At 71.0% G+C, this 22,974-nt stretch carries 20 protein-coding genes; 12 read left to right on the top strand and 8 right to left on the bottom strand.

The genetic code is table 11. The features are described from left to right. Positions 1 to 82: 82 nt before the first annotated feature. The 5 genes from fliO to H537_RS46695 all read left to right on the top strand — a co-directional run bounded on the left by fliO (position 83) and on the right by H537_RS46695 (position 3,621). Entirely contained in the window at positions 83 to 430 is a 348-nt protein-coding gene (fliO, locus tag H537_RS0131925; RefSeq protein WP_029001127.1) for a flagellar biosynthetic protein FliO, read from the top strand. Between the two features lie 10 nt (positions 431 to 440). Beyond that, on the top strand, positions 441 to 1,223 hold the full coding sequence (gene fliP / locus H537_RS0131920) for a flagellar type III secretion system pore protein FliP (protein ID WP_051243884.1): 783 nt from the start codon (positions 441 to 443) through the stop codon (positions 1,221 to 1,223). A gap of 33 nt (positions 1,224 to 1,256) precedes the next feature. Beyond that, entirely contained in the window at positions 1,257 to 1,526 is a 270-nt protein-coding gene (gene fliQ, locus H537_RS0131915; RefSeq protein WP_029001125.1) for a flagellar biosynthesis protein FliQ, read from the top strand. Between the two features lie 7 nt (positions 1,527 to 1,533). After that, positions 1,534 to 2,295 carry a flagellar biosynthetic protein FliR gene (fliR, locus tag H537_RS0131910; protein WP_029001124.1) on the top strand — a complete coding sequence of 254 codons (762 nt, stop codon included), beginning with the start codon at positions 1,534 to 1,536 and terminating at the stop codon, positions 2,293 to 2,295. 198 nt (positions 2,296 to 2,493) lie between these two features. Further along, positions 2,494 to 3,621 carry a trypsin-like serine peptidase gene (locus H537_RS46695; RefSeq protein WP_051243881.1) on the top strand — a complete coding sequence of 376 codons (1,128 nt, stop codon included), beginning with the start codon at positions 2,494 to 2,496 and terminating at the stop codon, positions 3,619 to 3,621. An 82-nt stretch (positions 3,622 to 3,703) separates the two neighbouring features. Here the strand turns inward: H537_RS46695 and H537_RS0131900 are convergent, their stop codons facing one another. Then, the gene (locus H537_RS0131900) at positions 3,704 to 4,339 is read right to left on the bottom strand and encodes a response regulator (protein ID WP_029001123.1); all 636 of its coding nucleotides are present in this window, start codon (positions 4,337 to 4,339) and stop codon (positions 3,704 to 3,706) included. Continuing rightward, entirely contained in the window at positions 4,336 to 5,451 is a 1,116-nt protein-coding gene (locus H537_RS0131895) for a hybrid sensor histidine kinase/response regulator (RefSeq protein WP_043460962.1), read from the bottom strand. Before H537_RS0131895 ends, H537_RS0131900 begins: the two co-directional genes overlap by 4 nt. A 247-nt stretch (positions 5,452 to 5,698) precedes the next feature. On the opposite strand from H537_RS0131895, the gene H537_RS0131890 reads away from it, so the two are divergent. The 6 genes from H537_RS0131890 (at position 5,699) to H537_RS46685 (ending at position 14,381) form a co-directional block, all read left to right on the top strand. Further along, positions 5,699 to 6,061 carry a response regulator gene (locus H537_RS0131890; protein WP_029001121.1) on the top strand — a complete coding sequence of 121 codons (363 nt, stop codon included), beginning with the start codon at positions 5,699 to 5,701 and terminating at the stop codon, positions 6,059 to 6,061. A 35-nt stretch (positions 6,062 to 6,096) separates the two neighbouring features. Continuing rightward, the gene (locus H537_RS0131885; RefSeq protein WP_029001120.1) at positions 6,097 to 8,349 is read left to right on the top strand and encodes a chemotaxis protein CheA; all 2,253 of its coding nucleotides are present in this window, start codon (positions 6,097 to 6,099) and stop codon (positions 8,347 to 8,349) included. 51 nt (positions 8,350 to 8,400) lie between these two features. Then, on the top strand, positions 8,401 to 10,170 hold the full coding sequence (locus H537_RS56615) for a methyl-accepting chemotaxis protein (RefSeq protein WP_029001119.1): 1,770 nt from the start codon (positions 8,401 to 8,403) through the stop codon (positions 10,168 to 10,170). A gap of 62 nt (positions 10,171 to 10,232) precedes the next feature. Then, entirely contained in the window at positions 10,233 to 11,972 is a 1,740-nt protein-coding gene (locus H537_RS0131875) for a methyl-accepting chemotaxis protein (RefSeq protein ID WP_029001118.1), read from the top strand. 91 nt (positions 11,973 to 12,063) lie between these two features. After that, positions 12,064 to 12,603, top strand: a complete 540-nt coding sequence (locus H537_RS46690; protein ID WP_043460960.1) for a chemotaxis protein CheW — start codon at positions 12,064 to 12,066, stop codon at positions 12,601 to 12,603. Between the two features lie 152 nt (positions 12,604 to 12,755). Further along, positions 12,756 to 14,381 carry a methyl-accepting chemotaxis protein gene (locus tag H537_RS46685; protein ID WP_084151104.1) on the top strand — a complete coding sequence of 542 codons (1,626 nt, stop codon included), beginning with the start codon at positions 12,756 to 12,758 and terminating at the stop codon, positions 14,379 to 14,381. A gap of 530 nt (positions 14,382 to 14,911) precedes the next feature. Here the strand turns inward: H537_RS46685 and H537_RS0131855 are convergent. Next, on the bottom strand, positions 14,912 to 16,546 hold the full coding sequence (locus tag H537_RS0131855; protein ID WP_029001116.1) for a transposase: 1,635 nt from the start codon (positions 16,544 to 16,546) through the stop codon (positions 14,912 to 14,914). Continuing rightward, positions 16,539 to 17,099, bottom strand: a complete 561-nt coding sequence (locus H537_RS0131850; RefSeq protein ID WP_029001115.1) for an IS607 family transposase — start codon at positions 17,097 to 17,099, stop codon at positions 16,539 to 16,541. The genes H537_RS0131855 and H537_RS0131850 overlap by 8 nt, the downstream gene beginning before the upstream one ends. 35 nt (positions 17,100 to 17,134) lie before the next feature. Here H537_RS0131850 and H537_RS46680 point away from each other — a divergent pair, with 35 nt between their 5' ends. Next, a complete protein-coding gene (locus H537_RS46680; RefSeq protein ID WP_310733039.1) occupies positions 17,135 to 18,874 on the top strand; it encodes a Cache 3/Cache 2 fusion domain-containing protein in 1,740 nt (579 codons plus the stop codon). 21 nt (positions 18,875 to 18,895) lie between these two features. On the opposite strand, the gene H537_RS53660 is transcribed toward H537_RS46680, so the two are convergent. The 4 genes from H537_RS53660 to H537_RS0131825 all read right to left on the bottom strand — a co-directional run bounded on the left by H537_RS53660 (position 18,896) and on the right by H537_RS0131825 (position 22,742). Continuing rightward, complete coding sequence (locus H537_RS53660; protein ID WP_156902065.1) at positions 18,896 to 19,063, bottom strand: hypothetical protein; 168 nt, start codon at positions 19,061 to 19,063, stop codon at positions 18,896 to 18,898. Positions 19,064 to 19,292: 229 nt separating this feature from the next. Further along, positions 19,293 to 20,267, bottom strand: coding sequence for a PDR/VanB family oxidoreductase (locus H537_RS0131835; RefSeq protein ID WP_029001114.1), 975 nt, complete (start codon positions 20,265 to 20,267; stop codon positions 19,293 to 19,295). Further along, positions 20,264 to 21,343 carry a Rieske 2Fe-2S domain-containing protein gene (locus H537_RS0131830; protein WP_029001113.1) on the bottom strand — a complete coding sequence of 360 codons (1,080 nt, stop codon included), beginning with the start codon at positions 21,341 to 21,343 and terminating at the stop codon, positions 20,264 to 20,266. The genes H537_RS0131835 and H537_RS0131830 overlap by 4 nt, the downstream gene beginning before the upstream one ends. A 55-nt stretch (positions 21,344 to 21,398) precedes the next feature. Beyond that, positions 21,399 to 22,742 (bottom strand): MFS transporter, encoded by a 1,344-nt coding sequence (locus H537_RS0131825; RefSeq protein WP_029001112.1) that lies wholly within the window; start codon positions 22,740 to 22,742, stop codon positions 21,399 to 21,401. Positions 22,743 to 22,974 lie beyond the last annotated feature (232 nt).

Genomic DNA, 22,974 nt, shown 5'->3' with positions numbered 1-22,974 from the left:
GCCGATGTCTTTGCAACCTTCTCCGAGCTGCGACGCATGCCCCTGGGCATGGCGGGCGCGCACGCATGAAAGCCAATTCCCGATGAACACCGGATGGATGCCGCTGCTGTGGTTCCTGGCCGTGCTGGCGCTCATCCCGCTGGCGCTGTGGCTGCTCAAGCGCTCGCCGCTGGCGCCGGGCGCGCAGGCCGCCGGCGTGATGCGCACCGTGGCGGTGCTGCCGCTGGCCCCGGGCCAGCGCCTGGTGACGGTGGAGGTGGGCAGCGGCGAGCAGCGGCGCTGGCTGGTGCTGGGCGTGACGGCACAGCACATCAGCACGCTGCACACCCTGGCGCCGCAGGACCCAGACCCCACCGCTGCCGCGCCCGGCGCGGCGGCGCCCTCCTTCGCGCAGGTGCTGCGCCAGCAGCTGCGCGCGCGCCGTGACTGAGTTCCAAACCATGAAAGCCTTTCTCCTCCCTGGGCGCGGCCGAGCGCCCCGTGCCGCCGCGCTGCTGTTGCTGCTGGGCGCCGCCGCGCTGCCCGTGCTGGCGCAGCAGCCAGGCGGCGCCGGCACGCTGCCGCTGCTCGTGGGCCAGGGCGCGGGCGGCACCAGCTACTCGGTGCCGGTGCAGACGCTGCTGTTCTTCACCGCGCTGAGCTTCCTGCCGGCGGTGCTGCTGCTGATGACGTCCTTCACCCGCATCGTCATCGTGCTGGGCCTGCTGCGCCAGGCCATGGGCACGCAGACCACGCCGCCCAACCAGGTCATCGTGGCGCTGAGCCTGTTCCTGACCTTCTTCGTCATGGGCCCGACGCTGGACCGCATCTACGAGCAGGCCTGGCAGCCCTACGCCGCCGGGCAGATCACGGCCGAGCAGGCGCTGGAGCGCGGCCAGGAGCCGCTGCGCGCCTTCATGCTCAAGCAGACGCGCCAGAGCGACGTGCAGCTGTTCTCCCGCATGGCGCGGCTGCCGGAGCAGGCCACGCCGGCGCAGCTGCCTTTCAAGGTGCTGGTGCCGGCCTTCGTCACCAGCGAGCTCAAGAGCGCGTTCCAGATCGGCTTCTTGGTGTTCATCCCCTTCCTGATCATCGACATGGTCGTGGCCAGCGTGCTCATGAGCCTGGGGATGATGATGCTCAGCCCGGTGCTGGTGGCGCTGCCCTTCAAGCTCATGCTGTTCGTGCTGGCCGACGGCTGGAACCTGCTGCTGGGCTCGCTGGCGGCGTCCTTCGCGCAGTGAGCGGCCCGAGACCGAATAACGCAAAGAAGTTCCATGGACGCAACGCAAGTCTTCACGGTCGGGCAGCAGGCCCTGTACACGCTGCTGCTGGTGTGCGCGCCGATCCTGCTGGTGATCCTGGGCGTGGGCGTCGTGGTGAGCGTGCTGCAGGCGGCCACGCAGATCAACGAGCCTACGCTGTCCTTCGTGCCCAAGATCGTCGCGGCGGTGGCGGTGCTGGCCATCGCGGGCCCGTGGATGATGACGACGCTGGTGGAGTTCCTGCAGCGCACGCTGCAGTCGATTCCGCACGCCGTGGGGTGACGGTGACGTGATTACCTTCACCGAGGCCCAGCTGCTGGCGTGGCTGTCGCCGCTGCTGTGGCCGCTGCTGCGCGCGCTGGCGCTGCTGTCAGCCATGCCGGTGCTGGGCACGCGCATGGTGCCGGTGCGCGTGCGCGTGGGCCTGGCGCTGCTGCTGGCGCTGGCGATGCAGCCGGCGCTGCCCCCCATGCCGTCGGTGGCACTGGACAGCCCGGCGGCCTTCGCGCTGGTGGCGCAGCAGATGGTGGTGGGCGTGACGCTGGGCTTGGCCGCGCGCATGGTGTTCGCGGCGGTGGAGCTCGCCGGCGAGGTGATGGGCCTGCAGATGGGGCTGAACTACGCGGGCTTCTTCGACCCGGCCAGCGCCTCGCAGGGCACCGTCGCGGGACGGCTGTTCGGCACCCTGGCGGCGTGGCTCTACATCGTGATCAACGGCCACTTGGTGGTGATGGCGGCGCTGGTGCGCAGCTTCGAGACCTTCCCGGTGAGCACGCGCCCGCTGGCGGTGCTGCAGCAGCTGCAGCCGCAAACCTGGGGCGCGGAGATCTTCACGCTGGGCCTGTGGCTGGCGCTGCCGCTGATCACGATGCTGCTGTTCGTCAACCTGGTGCTGGGCGTGATCTCGCGCGTGGCCTCGCAGATGAACGTGTTCGCGGTGGGCTTCCCGATCACGCTGGGCGTGGGGCTGCTGGGCATCCTGGCGACGCTGCCGCTGCTGGAGCAGCCCTTCGTGGCGGCTCTGGAGCGCATGCTCTCGCACTTCCAGTGACGCGGGAGCGGCGCCTCGGCAAGCCGCGTTCCACCCTCTCCCCCGACGGCGCGCCCCCGCCGCAGCCGCCCCCCGGAGGGACGCGCCGCCAGGCGCCGGTGCCTAGATTTGCGACCAGTTCGGTACGCAACGACGACTTCAACAGCGCGAAGCCGCCGGACGCCTCCCCACCGCCCGCCTACACGCCGAGGTCGCTCCATGAACGCTGTCTCCACCGCCGCCCTGACCGTCGCCAGCCTGGCCGCTCTCGCCACCGCGCCGCTGGCGCAGGCGCAGTCCGTGTCCCTGACCGCGAGCCCGCGGGCGCTGGCCGCGGCCGAATTCAGCGACGTGGAGATCGTGGGCGCGAAGTCGCCCATGCCTACGGTGAAGTTCCTGCCGTCCACGGCCTTTGACTACAACGCCGCCGCGGCCGAGGCCCAGAGCCGCGCCGTGGCCGTGGACCGGCCCGGCAAGCGGCCCGTGGCCGACGCGCAGGGCCTGCTGACCCGGCGCGAGCTCAGCGCCGCGGCGATGGCGCTGGCACCGGCCGGGGAGGCGGTACCCGAGGCCGTGGGCACGGGCGGCATCCACTTCACCTCGACGCGCACCTACCCGCGCCAGCAGGACCGCACCTATCCCAGCAGCGCCGTGGGCAAGCTGTTCTTCAAGGACGGCGCGGGCAACTCCTACATCTGCTCAGGCTCGGTGCTGCGCCCGGGCGTGGTGCTCACCGCCGGCCACTGCGTGCACAGCGGCAAGCCCGGCGGGTTCTACAACAGCTTCACCTTCGTGCCGGGCTACAGCCGCGTGGGCAGCACCGAGGTCCGCCCCTTCGGCACCTGGAGCAACTGGGCCAACGTGCGCACCACCAGCGCGTGGGCCAACGGCGGCGGCTCGGTGCCCAACGTCGGCGACTGGGCGCTGATCGTGTTCAACCGCGACGGCGCGGGCAAGCGCATGGGCGACTACACCGGCTTCCTGGGCTACCAGTACCCGGCCATGATCGGGCGCCACATGACGGTGCTGGGCTACCCCGCCAACCTCGACAGCGGCACGCAGATGCACCGCGTGGACAGCCAGGTCAACAACGGCGGCACCAACAACGGCCTCTGGGGCTCGGACATGACCGGCGGCTCCAGCGGCGGCCCGGTGATCTTGAACTTCCGCCAGGACTACGTCGGCCTCTCCGGCTCCACACAGGACAACGGCGGCAACCGCGCCACCAGCGTCGTGTCCTGGGGCTACACCTCAGCCGGCCCGCAGGTGCAGGGCGGCGCGCAGTTCAACAGCGACTTCGGCGCCCTGCTCAACGCGGCCTGCTCGGCCTACGCCTGGGCCTGCTGAGCACGGCCCGGGAACGCCGAGCCCGTCACTTACAGCCAGGAGGGGAGACCGGGGCGGCCCGCGCGGGCCGCCCCTTTTTTGCCTACTGCCCCACCAGCCCGTTGCGGATGGCGTAGACGGTGAGTTCGGAGTTGTTGGACAGGCCCAGCTTCTCCAGCACGCGGGCGCGGTAGACGCTCACCGTCTTGGGGCTGAGCATGAGCTCCTCGGCGATGTCCGAGAGCCGCTTGCCCGAGGCGATCATCACCAGCGTCTGCAGCTCGCGGTCGGAGAGCTTCTCGTGCGCCTGCTCCGCCGCCGGGGTGGTCAGGCTCTCGATGAGCATGTGCGCGATCTCGGGCGTGACGTTCTTGCGCCCCTGCGCCACGGTGCGCACCGCCTGCACGATCTGCTGCGGATCGCCCCCCTTGTTGACGTAGCCGTAGGCGCCGGCGCGCAGCGCGCGGATGGCGTACTGGTCCTCGGGGTACATGCTCACGATGAGCACGCGCACCGGGCTGCCCTCGTCCTTGAGCGCGTGCAGCACGTCCAGCCCGCTCCTGCCCGGCAGGTTGATGTCGAGCACCAGCACGTCGCAGGACGTGTTGCGCATAAGGGTGCGCAGCTCGCCGTAGTCAGCCGCCTCGCCCACGACCTCGATGTCGGGCGCGTCGGAGAGCGTGTCGCGGATGCCGCGCCGGATCAGCGCGTGGTCGTCGCAGAGAATCACCTTGATCATGAGTTTCCCCAGGCCGCGGCCTCGGACGCGGCGTCGCCGCCCTCGGCGGCCAGCGGAATGGACAGGATGAGCGTGGTACCCCCGCCCGGGCGGCTGCTGAGGTCGATCCAGCCGCCCACGGTGCCGGCACGCTCGCGCAGTCCGCGGATGCCAAAGCTCTGCGCCTTGGCCAAGTCCTCACGGCTCAGGCCGCGGCCGTCGTCGCTGATCTCCAGCGACAGCACGCCCGCGCCCAGCGACAGCTCCACCACCACTTGCCGGGCCTGGGCGTGCTTGAGGATGTTGGTCAGCGCCTCCTGCGCCGTGCGGTAGGCCACCAGCGGCACGCCCGCGGGCAGCTGCAGGCTGTCGTGGCTGGTGCGCAGCACGCAGTCGACGCCGCTGCGGCGGCGAAAGCTCTGCGTCATCCACTGCAGCGCCGCCACCAGGCCCTGCTCCAGGATGGCCGGGCGCAGGTTCTGCATGATCCGCTTGCTGGCCTCGATGGCATGGGTGAGGCTCTCACGCGCGGCGTGCAGGTGCTGCTGCGCCTCGGGCTCGGCGTTGTGGCGCTCCAGCCAGGCCAGCTCGAAGCGCAGCGCCGTGAGCGAGCCGCCCACGTCGTCGTGGATCTCGCGCGCGATGGCCACGCGCTCGGCCTCCACGCTGGCCTGCAGGTGCTGCGCCAGCTCGCGCAGCTGCTGCTGCGACTGCGCCAGCCGCTCGTCGGCGTCGCGCTTGGCGCGGCGCATCTCGGCGGCCTCGATGGCGTTGTCCACCGCCGGCGCCAGCCGCGCCAAGTTGTTCTTGAGCAGGTAGTCGCTGGCGCCGTGGCGCATGGCCTGCACCGCCACGTCCTCGCCGATGGCGCCCGACACCAGGATGAACGGCAGCACCAGGCCGCTGTGCATGAGGATCTCCAGCGCCTGCAGTCCCGTGAAGCCGTGGGGCAGGTTGAAGTCCGACAGCACCACGTCCCAGGGCTGCCCGTGCAGCGCGCGCCGGTAGTCGGCCTCGGTCTCCACGCGCAGCGTGTGCACCTCCTGCCCGCCGCGGCGCAGGTGCGCCAGCGCCAGCTCGTGGTCGAGCTCGGCATCTTCTATATGCAGCACGCGCAGGGGACGGGAAGTCATGCGGGGAAGTATCGCAGCCCGTAAGGGTGGAATTGGACCGGCTTGCGCCTTGTGATCCGGGCACCGGAGGGCCGGGCGCGGCCCAAGAATGGGGCTGGCCGGGACCTGCCCTACCCGGCCGCGCCGTGAATTTGGACGCGGTGCGTGCCAACGCTTGGGGCACTGCTCGCAATTGCCGGGCTAAAGCGCCTCAAGTCGTCTGCCCGCGCGCCGATAGACCGTCCAGCCTGCCCTGGAGAAACAACGCATGCCTTCGATTCTTGCCGTCGACGACTCGACCTCGATGCGCCAGATGGTGTCCTTCACGCTGAAGAACGCCGGCTTTCACGTGGTCGAAGCGGTGGACGGTATGGACGCTTGGGAGAAAGCCGACAGCCGCGACTTCGATCTGGTGCTCACCGACCAGAACATGCCGCGCATGGACGGCATCACGCTGACGCGCAAGCTGCGCGGCCATCCCAAGTTCGCCCGCACGCCGATCCTGATCCTCACCACCGAGTCCAGTGACGAGATGAAGCAAGCCGGCCGCGCCGCCGGCGCCACCGGCTGGATGGTGAAGCCCTTCGACCCCGCCAAGCTGATCGAGGTGATCGGCAAGGTCATTCGCTGACGCCCCGTTCGCTGACGCCCAAAGAGAGCCCCCGCATGGCTGAACCGACTTCCGAGAGCCAGTTTTCCGCAGGCATCGACCTGAGCCAGTTCTACCAAGTCTTCTTCGAGGAGGCGCTGGAGAACCTTGAGCGCATGGAGCAGATGCTCCTGGAAGTGGACCTGGCTGCCGCCGACGACGAAGCCCTCAACGCCATCTTCCGTTGCGCGCACTCCGTCAAGGGCGGCGCGGCCACCTTCGGCTTCAACGACGTGGCCGAGCTCACGCACCAGATGGAGACGCTGCTGGACCGGCTGCGCCGCCACGAGCTCGCGCCCGACAACGCCATGGTGGACGTGCTGCTGGAGTCGGGCGACGCGCTGCGCGCCCAGCTCGCCCGCCACGAGGCCGGCGGCGCAGGCGAGCCGGTGGAAACCGCCGACCTGTGCACCCGCATCCGCGCCCTGGCCGAGGGCCGCTCCGCCCCGCCGCGCAGCGCCGCCCCCGCCCCGGTGGCGGCCGCGCCCGAGCCCGAGCCCGTGCCCGCGCCGCCCCCCGTAGCCGCCCCGGACCCGGCGCCCGCGGCCGAGCCCAGCGCGGCGGCAGCGGACGGCGCGGCGCGCCCCTGCCCGGTGCGCGAGCTGGAGCTCACGGTGGGCCCGCTGCAGAACCCCGCGCAGGCCGACAACCTGGCCGAGCTCTTCGCCGAGATCCCGGACCTGGGCATCCTGGAGCCGCTGGACGCCGGCCACGCCGACGACGGCATGCGCCGCTTCAAGGTGCTGACCACCAGCAGCGACGACGAGCTGCTGGACCTGTTCACCTTCCACGTCGCGCGCGAGGCGCTGCGCCTGGCGCCCATGCACGCGGGCTACGGCTTCCACCCCGACGCCCCGGGCGCGCCGCCGCCGGAAGAACCGCATCCGGGCTACGGCTTCTTCAACCACGCCCCCGGCGTGCCCGAGGAGGACGACGAGCCCGAGGCCCACGCGGCACCCGCGCCGGTGGCGGCGTCCGTCCCGGCGCCCGCACCGGCCACGGCCGTGGTGCCGGCCGCGGGCACCGCCGTCGCGCCCGCCGCCGCGCCCAGGGCGGGCGGCGCCGCGCCGCGCGCGGACAAGGGCGAGTCCAGCACGCTGCGCGTGTCGGTGGAGAAGGTGGACCAGCTCATCAACCTGGTGGGCGAGCTCGTCATCACCCAGGCCATGCTGGCGCAGAACAGCAAGCAGCTCGACGGCGCGCTGCACCAGCAGCTCGTGGCCGGGCTGGCCGCGCTGGAGCGCAACACGCGGGACCTGCAGGAATCGGTGATGTCGATCCGCATGATCCCGATGTCGGTGGTCTTCAGCCGCTTCCCGCGCATGCTGCGCGATCTGGAGTCCAAGCTCGGCAAGAAGATCGAGATGCACACCCAGGGCGAGGCCACCGAGCTCGACAAGGGGCTGGTGGAGAAGATCACCGACCCGCTGACGCACCTGGTGCGCAACAGCGCCGACCACGGCATCGAGCTGCCCGCGGAGCGCAAGGCGCGCGGCAAGCCCGAGCACGGCAGCATCACCCTGGTGGCCAGCCACCAGGGCGGCAACATCGTGATCGAGGTGCGCGACGACGGCCGCGGGCTGGACCGCAACAAGCTGCTGAAGAAGGCGCGCGAGCGCGGGCTGGACGCGCCCGACACGCTCACCGACGCCGAGGTGTGGAGCCTGATCTTCGCGCCGGGCTTCTCCACCGCCGACGTGGTGACGGACGTCTCCGGCCGCGGCGTGGGCATGGACGTGGTGAAGAAGAACATCACCGCGCTGGGCGGCACGGTGGAGATCGACTCCGCCATCGGCCAGGGCATGAGCGTGAAGGTGCGGCTGCCGCTGACGCTGGCCATCATGGACGGCATGAGCGTGGGCATTGGCCAGGAGTGCTACATCGTCCCGCTGGCCAGCGTGGTCGAGTCCTTCCAGGTCAAGCCCGGGATGATCCGCGGCCTGGCCGGCGCGCGCGTCGTGGAGGTGCGCCAGGAGTACATGCCGGTGGTGGACATGCAGCGCCTGTTCAGCGTGCCGCGCCCGGGCATGGAGCACCCCAGCGACATGATGGTGGTGGTCGAGGCCGACGGCGGCCGCGTGGCGCTGTTGGTGGACGAGCTGCTGGGCCAGCAGCAGGTGGTGGTGAAGAACCTGGAAGCCAACTACCGCCGCGTGGACGGCATCTCCGGCGCGACCATCCTGGGCGACGGCCGCGTGGCGCTGATCCTGGACGTGGGTGGCCTGGTTCGCCGCTCGCGCACCCGGCTGATGGACGGCCACGCCTGCTGACCCCCGGCGTCTGCAGACTTTCCCAAGGCAGTACAAGAGGTAGAGGGAATGATGAACGCATTGATCCGGAGCTTTTCCATCCGGTTCCGGATGATCAGCGCCATCGCGCTGGTGCTGGTGCTGCTGGCGCTGGTGTGCGGCGCAGGGCTGTGGGGGCTGACCAAGCTCCACCGCGTGGGCGGCGACTTCATCTCGGGCCCGCACGCGCGGGCCATGACGGGGGCGGCGCTGCAGGAGCAGCTCGGCGCCATCCGGCGCTTCGAGAAGGACCAGGTCATCAACTACGAGAAGCCTGAAGTCGTCGCGCAGTACCACGAGAAGTGGAAGGCCGCGATCCAGCAGGCCTCGCAGCTGGCGCAGCAGCTGGCGCAGGGTCCTTCGGACGCCGGCACCACCGCGGCGGCGGCCGTCTTGGCCCGGATCGACGAGTACGCCGCCAAGTCCGCGCCGGTGATGAAGACGCTGGGCGCCAGCGGCTACGACACCGCCACGGTGGCCAACCGCATGCTGGGCACGGCCAAGGACGCCATCCACGCCACCGAGGCCGAGGCCGGCAAGCTCGCGGCACACCTGAAGGAGCAGCAGGAGGCCGCCGCGGCCGCGCTGGCCGGCACCTCGAACCTGGCCTACACGCTGTTCGTCGCGGCGCTGGCCGTGGCCGCGGTCGTGGTGGTGCCGCTGACGCTGGTCAACATGAGCTCCATCTGCGCCCCGCTGGCGCAGGCGCGCGCCGTGGCCGAGCGCATCGCCACCGGCGACCTGTCGCAGCCCATCGAGGTCTCGGGCAACGACGAGACTTCGGCGCTGCTGCGCGCGCAGGCGCAGATGCAGCAGGCGCTGCAGGCGCTGGTCAACGAGGTGCGCCAGAGCGCGGCCTCGGTGCGGCTGGCGAGCTCGGAAGTGGCGCAGGGCAACAACGACCTTTCCAGCCGCACCGAGCAGACGGCGTCGAGCCTGCAGCAGACCGCGTCGAGCATGCAGCAGCTCACCACCACCGTGCGCGCCAGCGCCGAGGCCGCGTCCACGGCCAACCAGCTCGCGGGCTCGGCCTCCGAGGTGGCGCAGCGTGGCGGCGAGGTGGTGAGCCAGGTGGTCAGCACCATGGACGGCATCCAGAGCGCCAGCCGCCGCATCGAGGACATCATCGGCACCATCGACGGCATCGCGTTCCAGACCAACATCCTGGCCCTGAACGCCGCGGTGGAAGCCGCGCGCGCTGGCGAGGCCGGCCGCGGCTTCGCGGTGGTGGCCGGCGAGGTGCGCAGCCTGGCGCAGCGCAGCGCCGAGGCCGCGCGCGAGATTAAGGCGCTGATCCAGCAGAGCGTGCAGCAGGTGGCCAACGGCTCGCAGCTGGTGCAGGACGCGGGCCGCACCATGGACGAGATCGTGCAGGGCGTGCGCCGCGTGACGGACGTGATCGGCGAGATCAGCGCCGCCGCGGCCGAGCAGAGCGGCGGCATCGGCCAGGTCAACACCGCCGTGGTCGAGCTCGACCGCATGACGCAGCAGAACGCTGCGCTGGTGGAGGAAAGCGCCGCCGCCGCGCAGAGCCTGAGCGAACAGGCGGTGCGCCTGGCGGAGGTGGTGTCGCGCTTCCACACCGGCGCGCACGAGGACGCCGGCCTGGCGCCGCTGCGCAGCCCGGACTTCGCGCGGCCCGCGGCGCCCATCGCGCCGGTCGCACCGATCGCTTCAGCCGCACCGCCCGCGCCGGCGCGCGTGCGCCGTCCCGCTCCCACGCCGACCGCGGCGCCCGCGGCCGCGCCCACCCGGGTGGCGGCGGCGCCGGCGGCCGATGACGGCGAGTGGGAGAGCTTCTGATCCCACCCTTTTCCTCTTTTCCTCTCCAGTGAGCGGACTTTCCCTTTCCTGAAGCCGTGCCCATGACGAATTCCGCTCTTTCCATTGCCTCGCGGCTGCGCCTGATGGCGCTGGCCGTGACGCTGGCGCTGCTGGCGCTGGCGGGCTACACCGGCCTGTCCTTCCACGAGTCGGCGCTGGAGATGCGCCTGGGCGCCACGCGCGCGGTGGTGCAGCAGTCGCTGGCCATCGCCCAGCGCTGGCAGGCGCAGGAGGCCGGCGGCCAGCTCACGCGCGCGCAGGCGCAGGAGAAGGCCATCGGCGAGATCCGCGCCATCCGCTACGACGGCAAGGAATACGTCTGGATCAACGACACGGGCCTGCGCATGGTGGCCCACCCGATCAAGCCCGAGCTTGAAAACAAGGACCTGTCGCAGCTGAAGGACGCCGCCGGCAAGCTGTTCTTCGCCGAGATGGTGGACACCGTCAAGCGCGACGGCAGCGGCTACGTGGACTACCAGTGGCCCAAGCCCGGCGCACAGGAATCCAGCCCCAAGCGCTCCTACGTCGCCGGCTTCGCGCCCTGGGGCTGGGTGGTCGGCTCGGGCGTGTACGTGGACGAGGTGCGCGCCGCGGCGATCCGCTTCGCCACCGTGAGCCTGGCCACCGCGGTGGCCGTGGGCGCGCTGGTGCTGCTGTTCGTGCAGCGCATGGCCAGCCAGTTGCAGCGGCGGCTGCGCGGCGCGCAGGAGACGCTGCAGGCCATGGCCAGCGGCGACCTGGCGCGGCCGGTGCAAGCCGGGCGCGGCGACGAGATCGGCCGCCTGCTGCAGTCGCTCGAAGCCATGCGCGGGCAGCTGGGCCGCATGGTGGCGCAGGTGCGCAGCGGCAGCGACGGCATCGGCGGCGCCTGCTCGCAGATCGCCGGCGGCAACGCCGACCTGGCGCACCGCACCGAGGAGACCGCCGGGCAGCTGCAGCAAAGCGCCGCGCACATGCACCAGCTCGCCGGCGGCGTGCAGGCCAGCGCCGAGTCCGCGGCCAGCGCGCACACGCTGGCCTCGGGCGCGGTGAACGCCGCGCAGCGCGGCGGCGAGGTGGTCAGCCGCGTGGTGGCGACCATGGACGAGATCCAGACCGGCTCGCGGCGCATCGCCGAGATCACCGGGACCATCGACGGCATCGCCTTCCAGACCAACATCCTGGCGCTCAACGCGGCGGTGGAAGCCGCCCGCGCCGGCGAGGCCGGCCGCGGCTTCGCGGTGGTGGCCGGCGAGGTGCGCGCCCTGGCGCAGCGCTCGGCGGCGGCGGCGCGCGAGATCAAGGACCTCATCGGCGGCAGCGTCGAGAAGGTCGAGGCCGGCAGCCGCCTGGTGGGCGAGGCCGGCGGCACCATGGACGACATCGTGTCGCAGGTGCGCCGCGTGGCGCAGCTCATCGGCGACATGGGCAGCTCGCTGCACGAGCAGGCCGGTGGTATTGCACAGGTGAGCGAGGCGCTGAGCCAGCTCGACCACCACACGCAGCAAAATGCCGCGCTGGTGGAGGAGACTGCAGCGGCGGCGCAGCACCTGAGCGAGCAGGCGCAGCGGCTGGAGGATGCGGCCCACGTGTTCCGGGTCGAAGCCGGCCTGGCGGTGGATGCGCCGGCAACGGGCGGCATGCAGTCCCCGGCGGTGCGCACGCAGGCACCGGCGGCGGCACCGCGTCCCGTGGCCCGCGCTGCCGCGACGCGCCCTGCCCCGTCCCCCGCCGCTCCCGCGGCCCGGCCCGCACCGTCCGCTGCGGCGGCGCAGGACCAGGACGAATGGGAACAGTTCTGAACCCCCTTCCCTCCCGCGGCCGGCGCCGCGCCGCCCGGGAGCCCTTCGCAGTCATCGGCGGCACGCGCCGCGTCACGTGCAGGAGTCACGCATGGAACTAGTCAACAACGCCGCTCCCACGAGCACCGGTACCGCCCTCACGGTCGCCGGCCCGAAGGGCCTTGTCGCGGCCGAGCCGCGCGGCGGCGAATTCCTCACCTTCCGCCTCGGCCAGGAGGAGTACGGCATCGACATCCTGCGCGTGCAGGAGATCCGCTCCTACGAGCAGCCCACGCGCATCGCCAACGCGCCGGCCTTCATGAAGGGCGTGGTCAACCTGCGCGGCGTGATCGTGCCGGTGGTGGACCTGCGCCTGAAGCTGGGCTGCGACACCGCCGAGTACAACAGCTTCACGGTGGTGATCGTGCTCAACGTGCGCGGGCGCATCGTGGGCGCGGTGGTGGACTCGGTGTCGGACGTGCTGCAGCTCACCCGCGAGCAGATCCGCCCGGCGCCGGAGATGAACGCCACCGTGGACGCGAGCTTCATCACCGGCATCGGCGGCGTGGGCGAGCGCATGCTCATCCTCATGGACATCGAGGCGCTGATGAGCAGCTCCGATATGGGCCTCATCGACAGCGTCGCGCGCTGACCGGCCCGCGCCACCGCGCGCGGCGCGCACGGTGGCGTAAACAGGCACAACCACACACTTGTGCCCCAGACAAGCCCTCTCTTAGGGCATCCCCCATGAATGCGGGCCCTCTTGCGGTGTTCCCATGACAGCACTGTGTCTGGAGGAAACGCATGAGAAACATGAGCATCCGCGTCAAGCTGATGCTGCCCGCGCTGGCGATCGCCGCGCTGCTGGCACTGCTCACCGGATTCAACGCTTGGCGCAACGCGCAGCTGCAGGCCCAACAGATCGAGGACGGCCAAGCGCAGCAGCGCAAGCTGGAGATCGCGCTGCAGTGGAGCGGCCTGACGCAGGCCAACGCCGCGCGCGTGGTGGCCACGCTGGCCGGCGACGCGGCGATCGGCTCGCTGCTGCGCCCGGAGATCAAGGAGACCACGCAGCGCATCGGCGAGCTGCAGCTGCAGCTGGAGACGCTGTCCGGCGCCGATGACGAGAAGGCCGCGCTGGCGACCGTGGCGCAGGCGCGCAAGCGCTACATCGAGGCCCGCGACCAGGCCGGCGCACTCAAGAAGGACGGCCGGGCCGAGGAGGCGATGGAGCAGATGCAGTCCGTCGTGCGGCCGGCGGTGGCGGACTACCTGCAGACGCAGCGCGCCTTCGTGGAGCTGCAGCACCGGCGCTCGCAGGCGCAGAGCGAGGCCGCCGACGCGGCCCGCGGCGCGCTGGCCTGGACCGGTGCCGCGTTGACGGGGGCGGTGCTGCTGGTGATGGTCGTGGGCAGCGCGCTGATGGTGCGCTCGCTGTGCCGGCCGCTGCGGGCGCTGGCCGACGCGGCCACGCGCATCGGCGAGGGCGACCTGTCGGTGCGCGCGCACGACGGGCGCGGCGACGAGATCGGCCAGCTGCAGCGGGCGCTGGATGCCATGACCGCGTCGCTGCACATGCTGGCGCGCGAGATGCGCCAGAGCGCCGACAGCGTGGCCACGGCCTCCAGCGAGATCGCCCAGGGCAGCAGCGACCTCTCCGGCCGCACCGAGCAGGCCGCGGCCAACCTGCAGCAGACCGCGGCCAGCCTGCAGCACATGGCCGACGCCATGCGCGCCGGCGCGGAGTCTGCAGCCACGGCCAACCAGCTCGCGGGCTCCGCCTCCGAGGTGGCGCAGCGCGGCGGCGAGGTGGTGAGCCAGGTGGTCAGCACCATGGACGGCATCCAGGGCGCCAGCCGCCGCATCGAGGACATCATCGGCACCATCGACGGCATCGCGTTCCAGACCAACATCCTGGCGCTGAACGCCGCGGTGGAAGCCGCCCGCGCCGGCGAGGCCGGCCGCGGCTTCGCGGTGGTGGCCGGCGAGGTGCGCAGCCTGGCGCGGCGCAGCGCCGAGGCCGCGCGCGAGATCAAGGCGCTGATCCAGCAGAACGTGCAGCAGGTGGAGAGCGGCTCACACCTGGTGCAGACCGCCGGGCGCACCATGGACGAGATCGTGCAGGGCGTGCGCCGCGTGACGGACGTGATCGCCGAGATCAGCGCCTCCAGCGCCGAGCAGAGCACCTCGGTGTCGCAGGTCAACACCGCCGTGCGCGAGCTCGACCACATGACGCAGCAGAACGCCGCGCTGGTGGAGCAGAGCACCGCCGCCGCACACAGCCTGCGCGACCAAGCCGGGCGGCTGGGCACGCTGGTGAGCCGATTCCACCTGGGCGACGGCACCGCGGCACTGCCCGCGCCGCCCTCGTCCTGGCCGGCCGCCACGCCGGCGTCCCAGGGCTTCTTCAAGAACGCGGTGTTGACCTGAATCGCAAGGAACTTGCTGCGCAGCCTGGATAATTAGGGTTTTCCCGAATCCAGCCGACCCGCGCAGCGTGGGTCCTGCTGCCTGGCAACGCGCGGCCGTCCCGGCCGCGCTTCCGTGCCGCCGGCCCACGGCGGCGCCGCGCCAGGCCACGGCAGTCCTGGGTGGGAAAGCACCAAAACAGGCCTTTTCCCCTCACCGAAACGTGCTTAATTCACGAAGCATTGGGCCCGCTTCGTGCATCGGGCTGCCGTCATGAAAACGACTTCCGTCTCCCCGCCCCCTTGGCGGGCCCTGCCTCGCTGGCGCGCCGCATCTCGCTGCTGGGCAACGCCGGCGTGGCCCTGCTGCTGCTGGGCATCTGCGTGCTCACTACCTTGCTCGTGACCGAGCGCGCGCGCGAGCAGAACTTCACCCTGGCCGGCGACAAGGCGCAGGCGCTGGTGGACGTGGTCGAGGCCTTCGACGCCTCGCAGCGCGAGCTGGTGCAGCGCTTCTTCAAGCCGTTCCTGAAAACGTGGACAAATATTCCGCTAGAACGGAACATCGTCCAAGACGCTCCCCGAACAGTGCTGGGAGCGATTCGCGCCACGGGATCGCGCCGTGGAAAGGCAGGTGGCACCCAATGTCCGCGTTGCCGGGGACAAAGGTGCGGGGTGGCCCCTGGGCTGCCCCGACCGCCAGTGCGCTGCGAGCGCCACTTTGAGTCCTGCGCGGATCCTCGACCATTGCGACCACACGTGCTTCGCACGATTCCTCACGGGTACGGCGAAGGTGACGTGGCCGCCACTGCGCACGGGCACTAGGCCAAAGCGCACGGCGGGGGACTCGCGCAGTCCCAATCCTCTGCGGGCAACGGCACAGGCCGCGCCCTGATGTATTGAAATGCCCCGGCGCTGCGCGTGGTTCACCGCGCCGATGACCGAGGTGTAGGCCGGGTTGACCTCGATGACTTGGACACCAGCGCGCAAGCCAGCGGCCTTGAGCCCGCCGCGGACCTTGGAGAAGACGAAGGACGACAGCAGCCTCGCGCGCGCCGCGTCCACCGACTCCAGCTCGGCCTTCTTTCGTTGAAAGTCCAGTCGCTCGATGGCCAGGGGCTTGGCGCCGCCCTTGGCCAGCGCCACGACCTTGGCAACGGCGTCGCCGACGATGGCCTTGGCCTGATCCGTGGACTTGCCGCGTGTGGGCAACTCGATGCGCCGTGCGTTCACCCGGTTCCCGAACCGGTCCACCTCGGCCACGGCGAGATGGTCCACGTTGATGTCCACGCCCACGCAGCCCAGCGCCGGCGAGGTGGTCACGGCCGCGGCCTCGACCTCGACGCTGGCGAACACGCGCCAGCCCTTGTCGTCGCGCAGGAACCGGTAGCTGATGGCGTGGTCGGTGCGCCTGGACGTCGGTTTGCCGGCCTGGGTAGTCGCATTCACGCGGTGGCTCGCTTGCAGCGCCGAGACGATTGTTGCGTGGCCCCAGGCAAAGCGCACACCGGGGATCGTCACGAACTTGGCACCGCTGTGCAGCGCCAACGCATCGGGCAGCCGCAGCTTCAGGCACAGGCTGCCATGAGCCTCCAGCGTCGCCTGGCAGGTCTGGTTGCCGGCAATCTCGTCCTTGCTGCCCAGGACAAAGAACTGGCGACTGCGCGACTCTTGCCACCTGGCGAGCCACTCCTGGTGGTCTGCCAAGCCGTTGGCCTGCAAGTCGTACTGGGCATTGAACAGCTTGCGGCTGCCAAAGCACAGGCGCACCCTGCCCTGGGCCTCATCGCGCTGCAGGGCCGCCAGGCGCTGCTCCAGCAGGGCCAGGCGACGCCGCTTCTGGTGCAGCTTGTCCGAGCCAGGAGCCGTCTGCGAGAGCTTCTGGACCAGGCGGCGCGCCTTGGCAATGCGCGTCTTGGCCTCCTCGATGAGCTCGGGCCGGCGCCGGCGTATGGCCTCGACCTTGCCGTCGAGCTCGATACGCAGTGCGTTGAACTGACGCGAGGTCAGGCCGAATGTGCGAAGGAACTCCCGCTTCGATTCGTTGAGCGGGCGCTCGGCGCACTGCGCTGCGAACAGCGCGCGCTGGGCGCGGCCATGCAACTTGGCATAGGCGTCCAGCGCCCGTGCCTGCTCAGATGCCAGCGCAATGCGAGCCTGATAGGTGAAGACAGCAGCGTCAGCCATGCAGCGCCTTCATGGCCCGGTCCGCCCGGTTCCTGGCCGAGCGCCGCCCGTACAGCCGCGCACACATCGAGACCATGACATCGTGCAGGTCGCGCACGACGTCGTCCGCCATTTCGCCGTCTTCCACGACCGCGATTCGCCGCCCTTGCGCGCAAAGCGATGCCTCGATGTAGTCGAAGCCAAAGCGCGCCAGGCGCTCACGATGCTCGACCACGATCACGTCTACTTCGCTGCGGTGCAGAAGCCTGAGCAGACCGCGACGCTGCCCGTTGAGCCCGGACCCAACCTCGCCGACTTCCTCGACGACCTCGAACTGCTGCTGTGCCGCGTAGGCGCGCAGCCGTTGCATCTGGCGCGCAAGGTCGTCCTTCTGGTCCGAGGACGAGACCCTCGCGTACAGGGCAACCCCGCCACTTCGCTGAGACTCGGCATGGACCACCACCGTTCCGCTCTCCAATTGCTCCGCCGGCACGGGGAGTTTGCCTGCGCGCCAGAGCCGCCATGCCGTCTTGTACGACACCCCCTGCAACTTGGCCCAGACACTGAGCTTCATGCACCAAATATAGTGGCGTTGTCCTATTTGTCCATATTTTCTTCAGCTGCTGGCAACCCTTCCGCGCCCGTTTCGACGCCGCGCTGGAGCTGGACGAGGCCGCCGGGCAGCTGCGCAGCAGCGGCCAGGCGCTCAACGGCAATTTCGACGCGGTGGACGCCTTCGAGCGCGACACCGGCGGCGTGGCCACGGTGTTCATGCGCCGCGGCGACGACTTCGTGCGCGTGGCCACCTCGGTCAAGAAGGAGGACGGCAGCCGCGCGCTGGGCACGGTGCTGGACCGCGCGCACCCGGCGCATGCCGCGATCCTGGCCGGGCAGCCCTACGAGGGCCGCGCGCTGCTGTTCGGCAAGCACTACATGACGCGCTACGCGCCGGCGCTGGACGCCGCCGGGCGCACGGTGGGCATCTTCTTCATCGGCTTCGACCTCACGGGCTTCCAGCAGTCGATGCAGGCGCTGGTGCAGCGCACGCGGCTGTTCGACAGCGGCGGGCTGTACGTGGTGGCGCCGCCGCAGGGCAAGGCGCCGGCGCGCTTCGTGTTCCACCTGACGGCGGCAGGCCGGCCGGTGGCCGAGGCCGTGGACGGCGGTGCCGACTGGCTGGCGCGGCTGGCCGAGGCCGGCGAGCAGCCGCTGCGCCAGGCGCTGCCGGTGCTGGGCGGCGCCGGCCGGAGCGAGGGCGAGCACTGGGCCGCGCGCCGCGTGAGCGCCAGCACCGGCTGGTGGGTGGTGGCCGAGGTGTCCGAGCACGAGGCCATGGCGGCGCACTGGGCGGCGCTGCGCCCGTTCTGGGCGCTACTGGCACTGACGGCACTGGCGCTGGCCGTCGGGCTGCACGCGCTGCTGCGGCGCACCGTGTCGCAGCCGCTGGGCCAGCTGTGCGCGTCGCTGGAGCGCATGGCGCAGGGCCGCCTGGACGTGCCCTTCACCACCACGCGGCGCGACGAGGTGGGCCGCCTGATGCAGGACCTGGAGCTGGTGCGCGGGCGCTTGTCAGGCCTGCTGAGCCAAGTGCGGCACGCGGTGGATTCCGTGCGCACCGCCTCGGTAGAGATCCCGCAGGGCAACCAGGACTTGAACCACCGCACCGAGGAGGCGGCGGCGAGCCTGCAGCAGACGGCGGTGAGCATGCAGCAGCTGGGCTCCAGCGCGCAGGCCAGCGCCGCCGAGGCGGCCGAGGCCAGCGCGCGCGCCGCGACCGCGGCCGAGGTGGCGCAGCGCGGCGGCGGGATGGTGGGCCAGGTGGTGCAGATCATGGACGGCATCCAGGCCGCGAGCCGGCGCATCGGCGACATCATCGGCACCATCGACGGCATCGCCTTCCAGACCAACATTTTGGCGCTCAACGCCGCGGTGGAGGCGGCCCGCGCCGGCGAGGCCGGGCGCGGCTTCGCGGTGGTGGCCACCGAGGTGCGCCACCTGGCGCAGCGCTCGGCCGCCGCGGCGCGCGATATCAAGGACCTCATCGAGCAGAGCGGGGCGCAGGTGGAAAGCGGCTCGCAGCTGGTGCAGGACGCCGGGCGCACGATGGCGGAGATCGTGCAGGGCGCGCAGCAGCTGCGCGAGCGCATCGAGACCATCAGCGACCACGGCGCGGCGCAGAGCAGCGACATCACGCAGGTCTCGGTGGCCGTGGACGAGCTCGACCGCATGACGCAGCACAACGCCGCGCTGGTGGAGCAGAGCGCCGCCGCCGCGGCCAGCCTGCGCGAGCAGGCCGGCACCCTGGCACGGGTGATGGAAGGTTTCAGGTTGGCACCGGCCGGGGCCTGAGCGCGGGCCGGCGGGCCCGGCTCACTGGCGCCAGCTAGGCGCGGCGTGGTCGTCGAGGTGGGCGGTCTCGTAATCGTCCTGATCGCTCAGGAAGGCGCCCTGGTCCATGTTGCCCACGGGGGCGCGGGTGCAGCCGTGGATCCAGAGGGCGGAAAGGGCTAGCAGCAAGGCGGCCAAGCGTTGGTCCATGGCGACTCCGGCTTGAGGGTTGGGATCGGAGGAGCCGGCCCCGCAGGGCCGGTGCTGCGACCGCATCTTCGGAGCCGCGCGGGCGCAAAACGCTGTCCTGGGAGGAAGTGAGCGCCTGGACGGGGGCTGGGGAAGACGGATGTCCTGGGTGGGGCATCCTGCCTCGGGGCCATCTGGCGCCATGGATGCAAGGAGCCGGCTCGGCTGACAGGCCGGCCCCCAGCTCCCCTCAAAGATCCAGCACCAGCCGCCCCGACTTCGCCCGCGAGCAGCACGGCGTGAACTGGTCGTTGGCCGCCTGCTCCTCCGGCGTGAGGTAGACGTCGCGGTGGTCCGGCGTGCCCTCCAGCACGCGCGTGAGGCAGGTGCCGCACACGCCCTGCTCGCACGACACCAGGATCTCCACCCCCTCCTCGGCCAGCGCCTGCGTCACCGTCTTGTCCGGCGCGATCGTGATCACGCGCCCCGAGCTCGCGAGCTGTACCTCAAAGCTGCCGTCGTCCGCATGCGGCGCGGCATCGCCGCCGGCGAAGAACTCCCAGTGCAGCTGCGACTCGCCCCAGCCCGCCGAACGCGCCGTGCCCAGCACCGCGTCCATGAAGCCCTTGGGCCCGCACACGTACAGGTGCGTGCCCGGCTGCGGCGTCCCCAGCAGCCCGGCCAGGTCCAGCCGCTGCCCGGCCGGGCCGTCGTCGAAGTGGAGCTGCACCTTGCCGGCGAAGGCAGAGCCCTGGATGCGGTCGACGAAGGCCATGCGGTCGCGCGAGCGCGTGGCGTAGTGCATCTCGAAGTCCGCGCCCATGACCGCCAGCCGCTCGGCCATGCACAGGATCGGCGTCACGCCGATGCCGCCGGCCAGCAGCAGGCTCCTCTTGGCCTCGTGCGCCAGCGCGAAATGGTTCTTCGGCGCGCTGATGAGCAGCTCGTCGCCCTCCTTCACCGCGTCGTGCACGGCCACGGAGCCGCCGCGCGAGGCCGGGTCGCGCAGCACGGCGATGAGGTAGCGGTGCGTCTCGGCCGGGTCGTTGCACAGCGAGTACTGCCGCACCACGCCGCCGGGCAGGTGCACGTCCACATGCGAGCCGGCCGAGAAGCCCGGCAACGGGCTGCCCTCCTTGCTCACCAGTTCCAGGCTGCAGATGTCGGTGGCTTCCTCGGACTTGCGCGCCACGCGCACGCACAAAGTGGCGTTGGCGGTGCTCATTGCGCCATCTCCGCGGTGGAGGCGGCGGACAGCCGGTCGGCCGCGGCGCTGCGCTCGGCCGTCAGGAGGCGCTCGATCACCTTGCGCGACTGCATGCCGCCGGCGTCGATGTTGAGCATCAGCAGCTTGCGATCGGGCCACTGGGAGATGTTGAGCTGCTGCCGCTCCAGCATCTGCAGGTCCTCCCCGAACACCTTGGACTGGCCCTCGCGGATGGCCCGCGTCAGCGCCGGGTCCTGCGGCCTGAAGTGCCGCGCCATGCCCCAGAAGTAGTGGTGCGAGGTCTCGGTCTCGGGCGTGATGAAGTCCACCACCACCGCATAGACCTTCCTGTCCGCCGGCGCGTCCTTGCCGCCCTGCCCGGCCAGCGCCACGCCCACCTCGATCATCACGTGCGTGGGCGGCGTGAAGTGGCACACCTGCCAGCGGTCCACGCGCTGGTCGTCGGGCAGCCCGTGGCCGCGCAGCGCCATCTTCCAGAACGGCGGCGCCTCGGGCAGGTCGTTCATGAAGCGGCTGACCGTCACGTGGTCGCCGTCCACCTTCGTGACGCACGGCGTCTCGTCGATCTCCTTCTGGCCGATGGAGCCCGAGTGCACGTAGGTCTCGTGCGTGAGGTCCATCAGGTTGTCGACCATGAGCCGGTAGTCGCACCGGACGTGGTAGTAGCCGCCGCCATAGGCCCACTCGGGGTTGTTGGCCCAGTGCAGGTCGGGAATGAGCGCGGGGTCGGCCTGCTCCTTGTCGCCGGGCCAGACCCAGATGAAGCCGTGGCGCTCGTCCGCCGCGTAGCTCTTGATGCACGGAAAGCCCCGCACCCGCTGCCCCGGCATGGCGATGGCCTTGCCGTCGCAGCCCATCTCCAGCCCGTGGTAGCCGCACACCAGCTTGCCGTCGCTGACGTAGCCCAGTGACAGCGGCGCGCCGCGGTGGGGGCAGAAGTCTTCCACCGCCGCGGGCGAGCCGTCGGCCTGGCGGTAGAAGACGATGGCCTCGTTGCAGACCTTGCGGCCCAGCGGCTTGCCCTCGATCTCCTCGGGCTTGCAGGCGACGTACCAGGCGTTCTTCAGAAACATGGTGGGTCCTGTGGAAGAAGTGGTTTTGGACGTGTGGGCCGGCGATGGCACGCGCTCAGTGCGCCGCCGCGTGGGTCCGCGACTGGCCCGGCGCGGTGCGGCCGGTGCCGGCGGCCAGCACGGCCAGCGCCCCGGCTACCAGCGGCAACGCGTAGGCGTAGTACAGCGACGCGGGCTGCCAGCCGCCGTCGAGCAGCAGGCCAGCGGTCAGCGGGGCGAGGATGGCGCCGATGCGGCCGATGCCGATGGCCCAGCCCAGGCCGGTGGTGCGCACCGCCGCCGGGTAGGTGACCGGTGCGAAGGCATACAAGCCCGCCATCGAGGCGAAGAGGAAGACGCCCATGCCGAAGGCCGCCGCGAAGGCCAGGCCCAGGGCACCGGACACCGCGCCGAACAGCGCCGTGAACAGGGCATAGACCAGGAAGGCCGCCACGGTGAGATGGGCCAGCCGCATGCGCAGCGCCAGGGCGCCGAAGAGGCTGCCGCCGACGATGCCGCCGACGTTGATCAGCACGCCGCCGGTGACGCCCTGCTGGGCCGACAGCCCGGCCTGCACCAGCAGCTTGGGCGTCCAGCTCAGCGAGAAGTACACGCTGAACATCAGCAGGAAGAAGGCCGTCCAGAGCATCAGCGTTGGGCGTGCCAGGCCGTTCTTGAACAGGCCGGCCACGGCATTGCCTTCGGGCGCCGCGGCACCGTACGCGGCGCGCTCAGGCAGTTGCTGCAGCGCGGGCCGCTCCATGAAACCCAGGATGCGGTTGAGCTTTTCCAGCGCGCCGGCCGGGCGGCGGGCGATGAGGAAGTCCACCGACTCGGGCAGGCGCCACAGCACCACGGGGATCATCACCGCGGTGGTCAGGCCGCCGAAGATGAACACCGAGCGCCAGCCGTAGTGCTGCAGCAGCCAGGCGGCCACCAAGCCGCCGAGGGTGGCACCGATCGGGTAACCCGTGGCCTGCAGCGCCACCGCGGTGCTGCGCCATTTCTGCGAGGAATACTCGGCCGTGATGATGCCGACGCTGGCGAGCATGCCGCCGATGCCCACGCCGGTGAGCCCGCGCAGCCCGACGAGCTGCAGGTGGCTCTGCGCGATGCCCGACAGCAGCATGCCTGCGGCAATGACGACCAAGCACAGCACGATGACGGGCTGGCGGCCCATGCGGTCGGCCAGCGGGGCCACGAACAGCGAGCCCACCGCCATGCCCACCAAGCCGGCGCTGAACAGCAGGCCGAGCTGCGCGCCGTTGAGCTTCCACTCGGCGGCCACGCTGGAGGCGGTGAAGGCCATCACCAGCACGTCGAAGCCGTCAAGCATGACGAGCATCACGCAGATCGCCACGGCGACCCACTGGAAGCGGCTCATGGCGCCCTCGTCGAGCGTCTTTCGAATGTCGTTCATACAAGTCCCTTTCAAGGAACAGGTTGTCTCTTCAGCGTCCGCGGCAAGCGCCCTGCCTCGTGGCGAACAGGGTCATGCGAAAGCCGCGAACTGGTTTGATGGCTCGGCGGATGTCACGTAGTGCTCCTACCCGGCGCGGCGCCTTGTTGGGCAGGCGGAAGCATCGCGGCAGCGGCCTTCAACGACCAATGCCAAACGGGGCCGGAGCTATCAGTTCTGTTTATGGTTGCCT

Source organism: Azohydromonas australica DSM 1124, assembly GCF_000430725.1.
GTDB classification, from domain to species: Bacteria; Pseudomonadota; Gammaproteobacteria; order Burkholderiales; family Burkholderiaceae_C; genus Azohydromonas; species Azohydromonas australica.
This window is presented reverse-complemented; position numbering and strand designations above follow the sequence as displayed.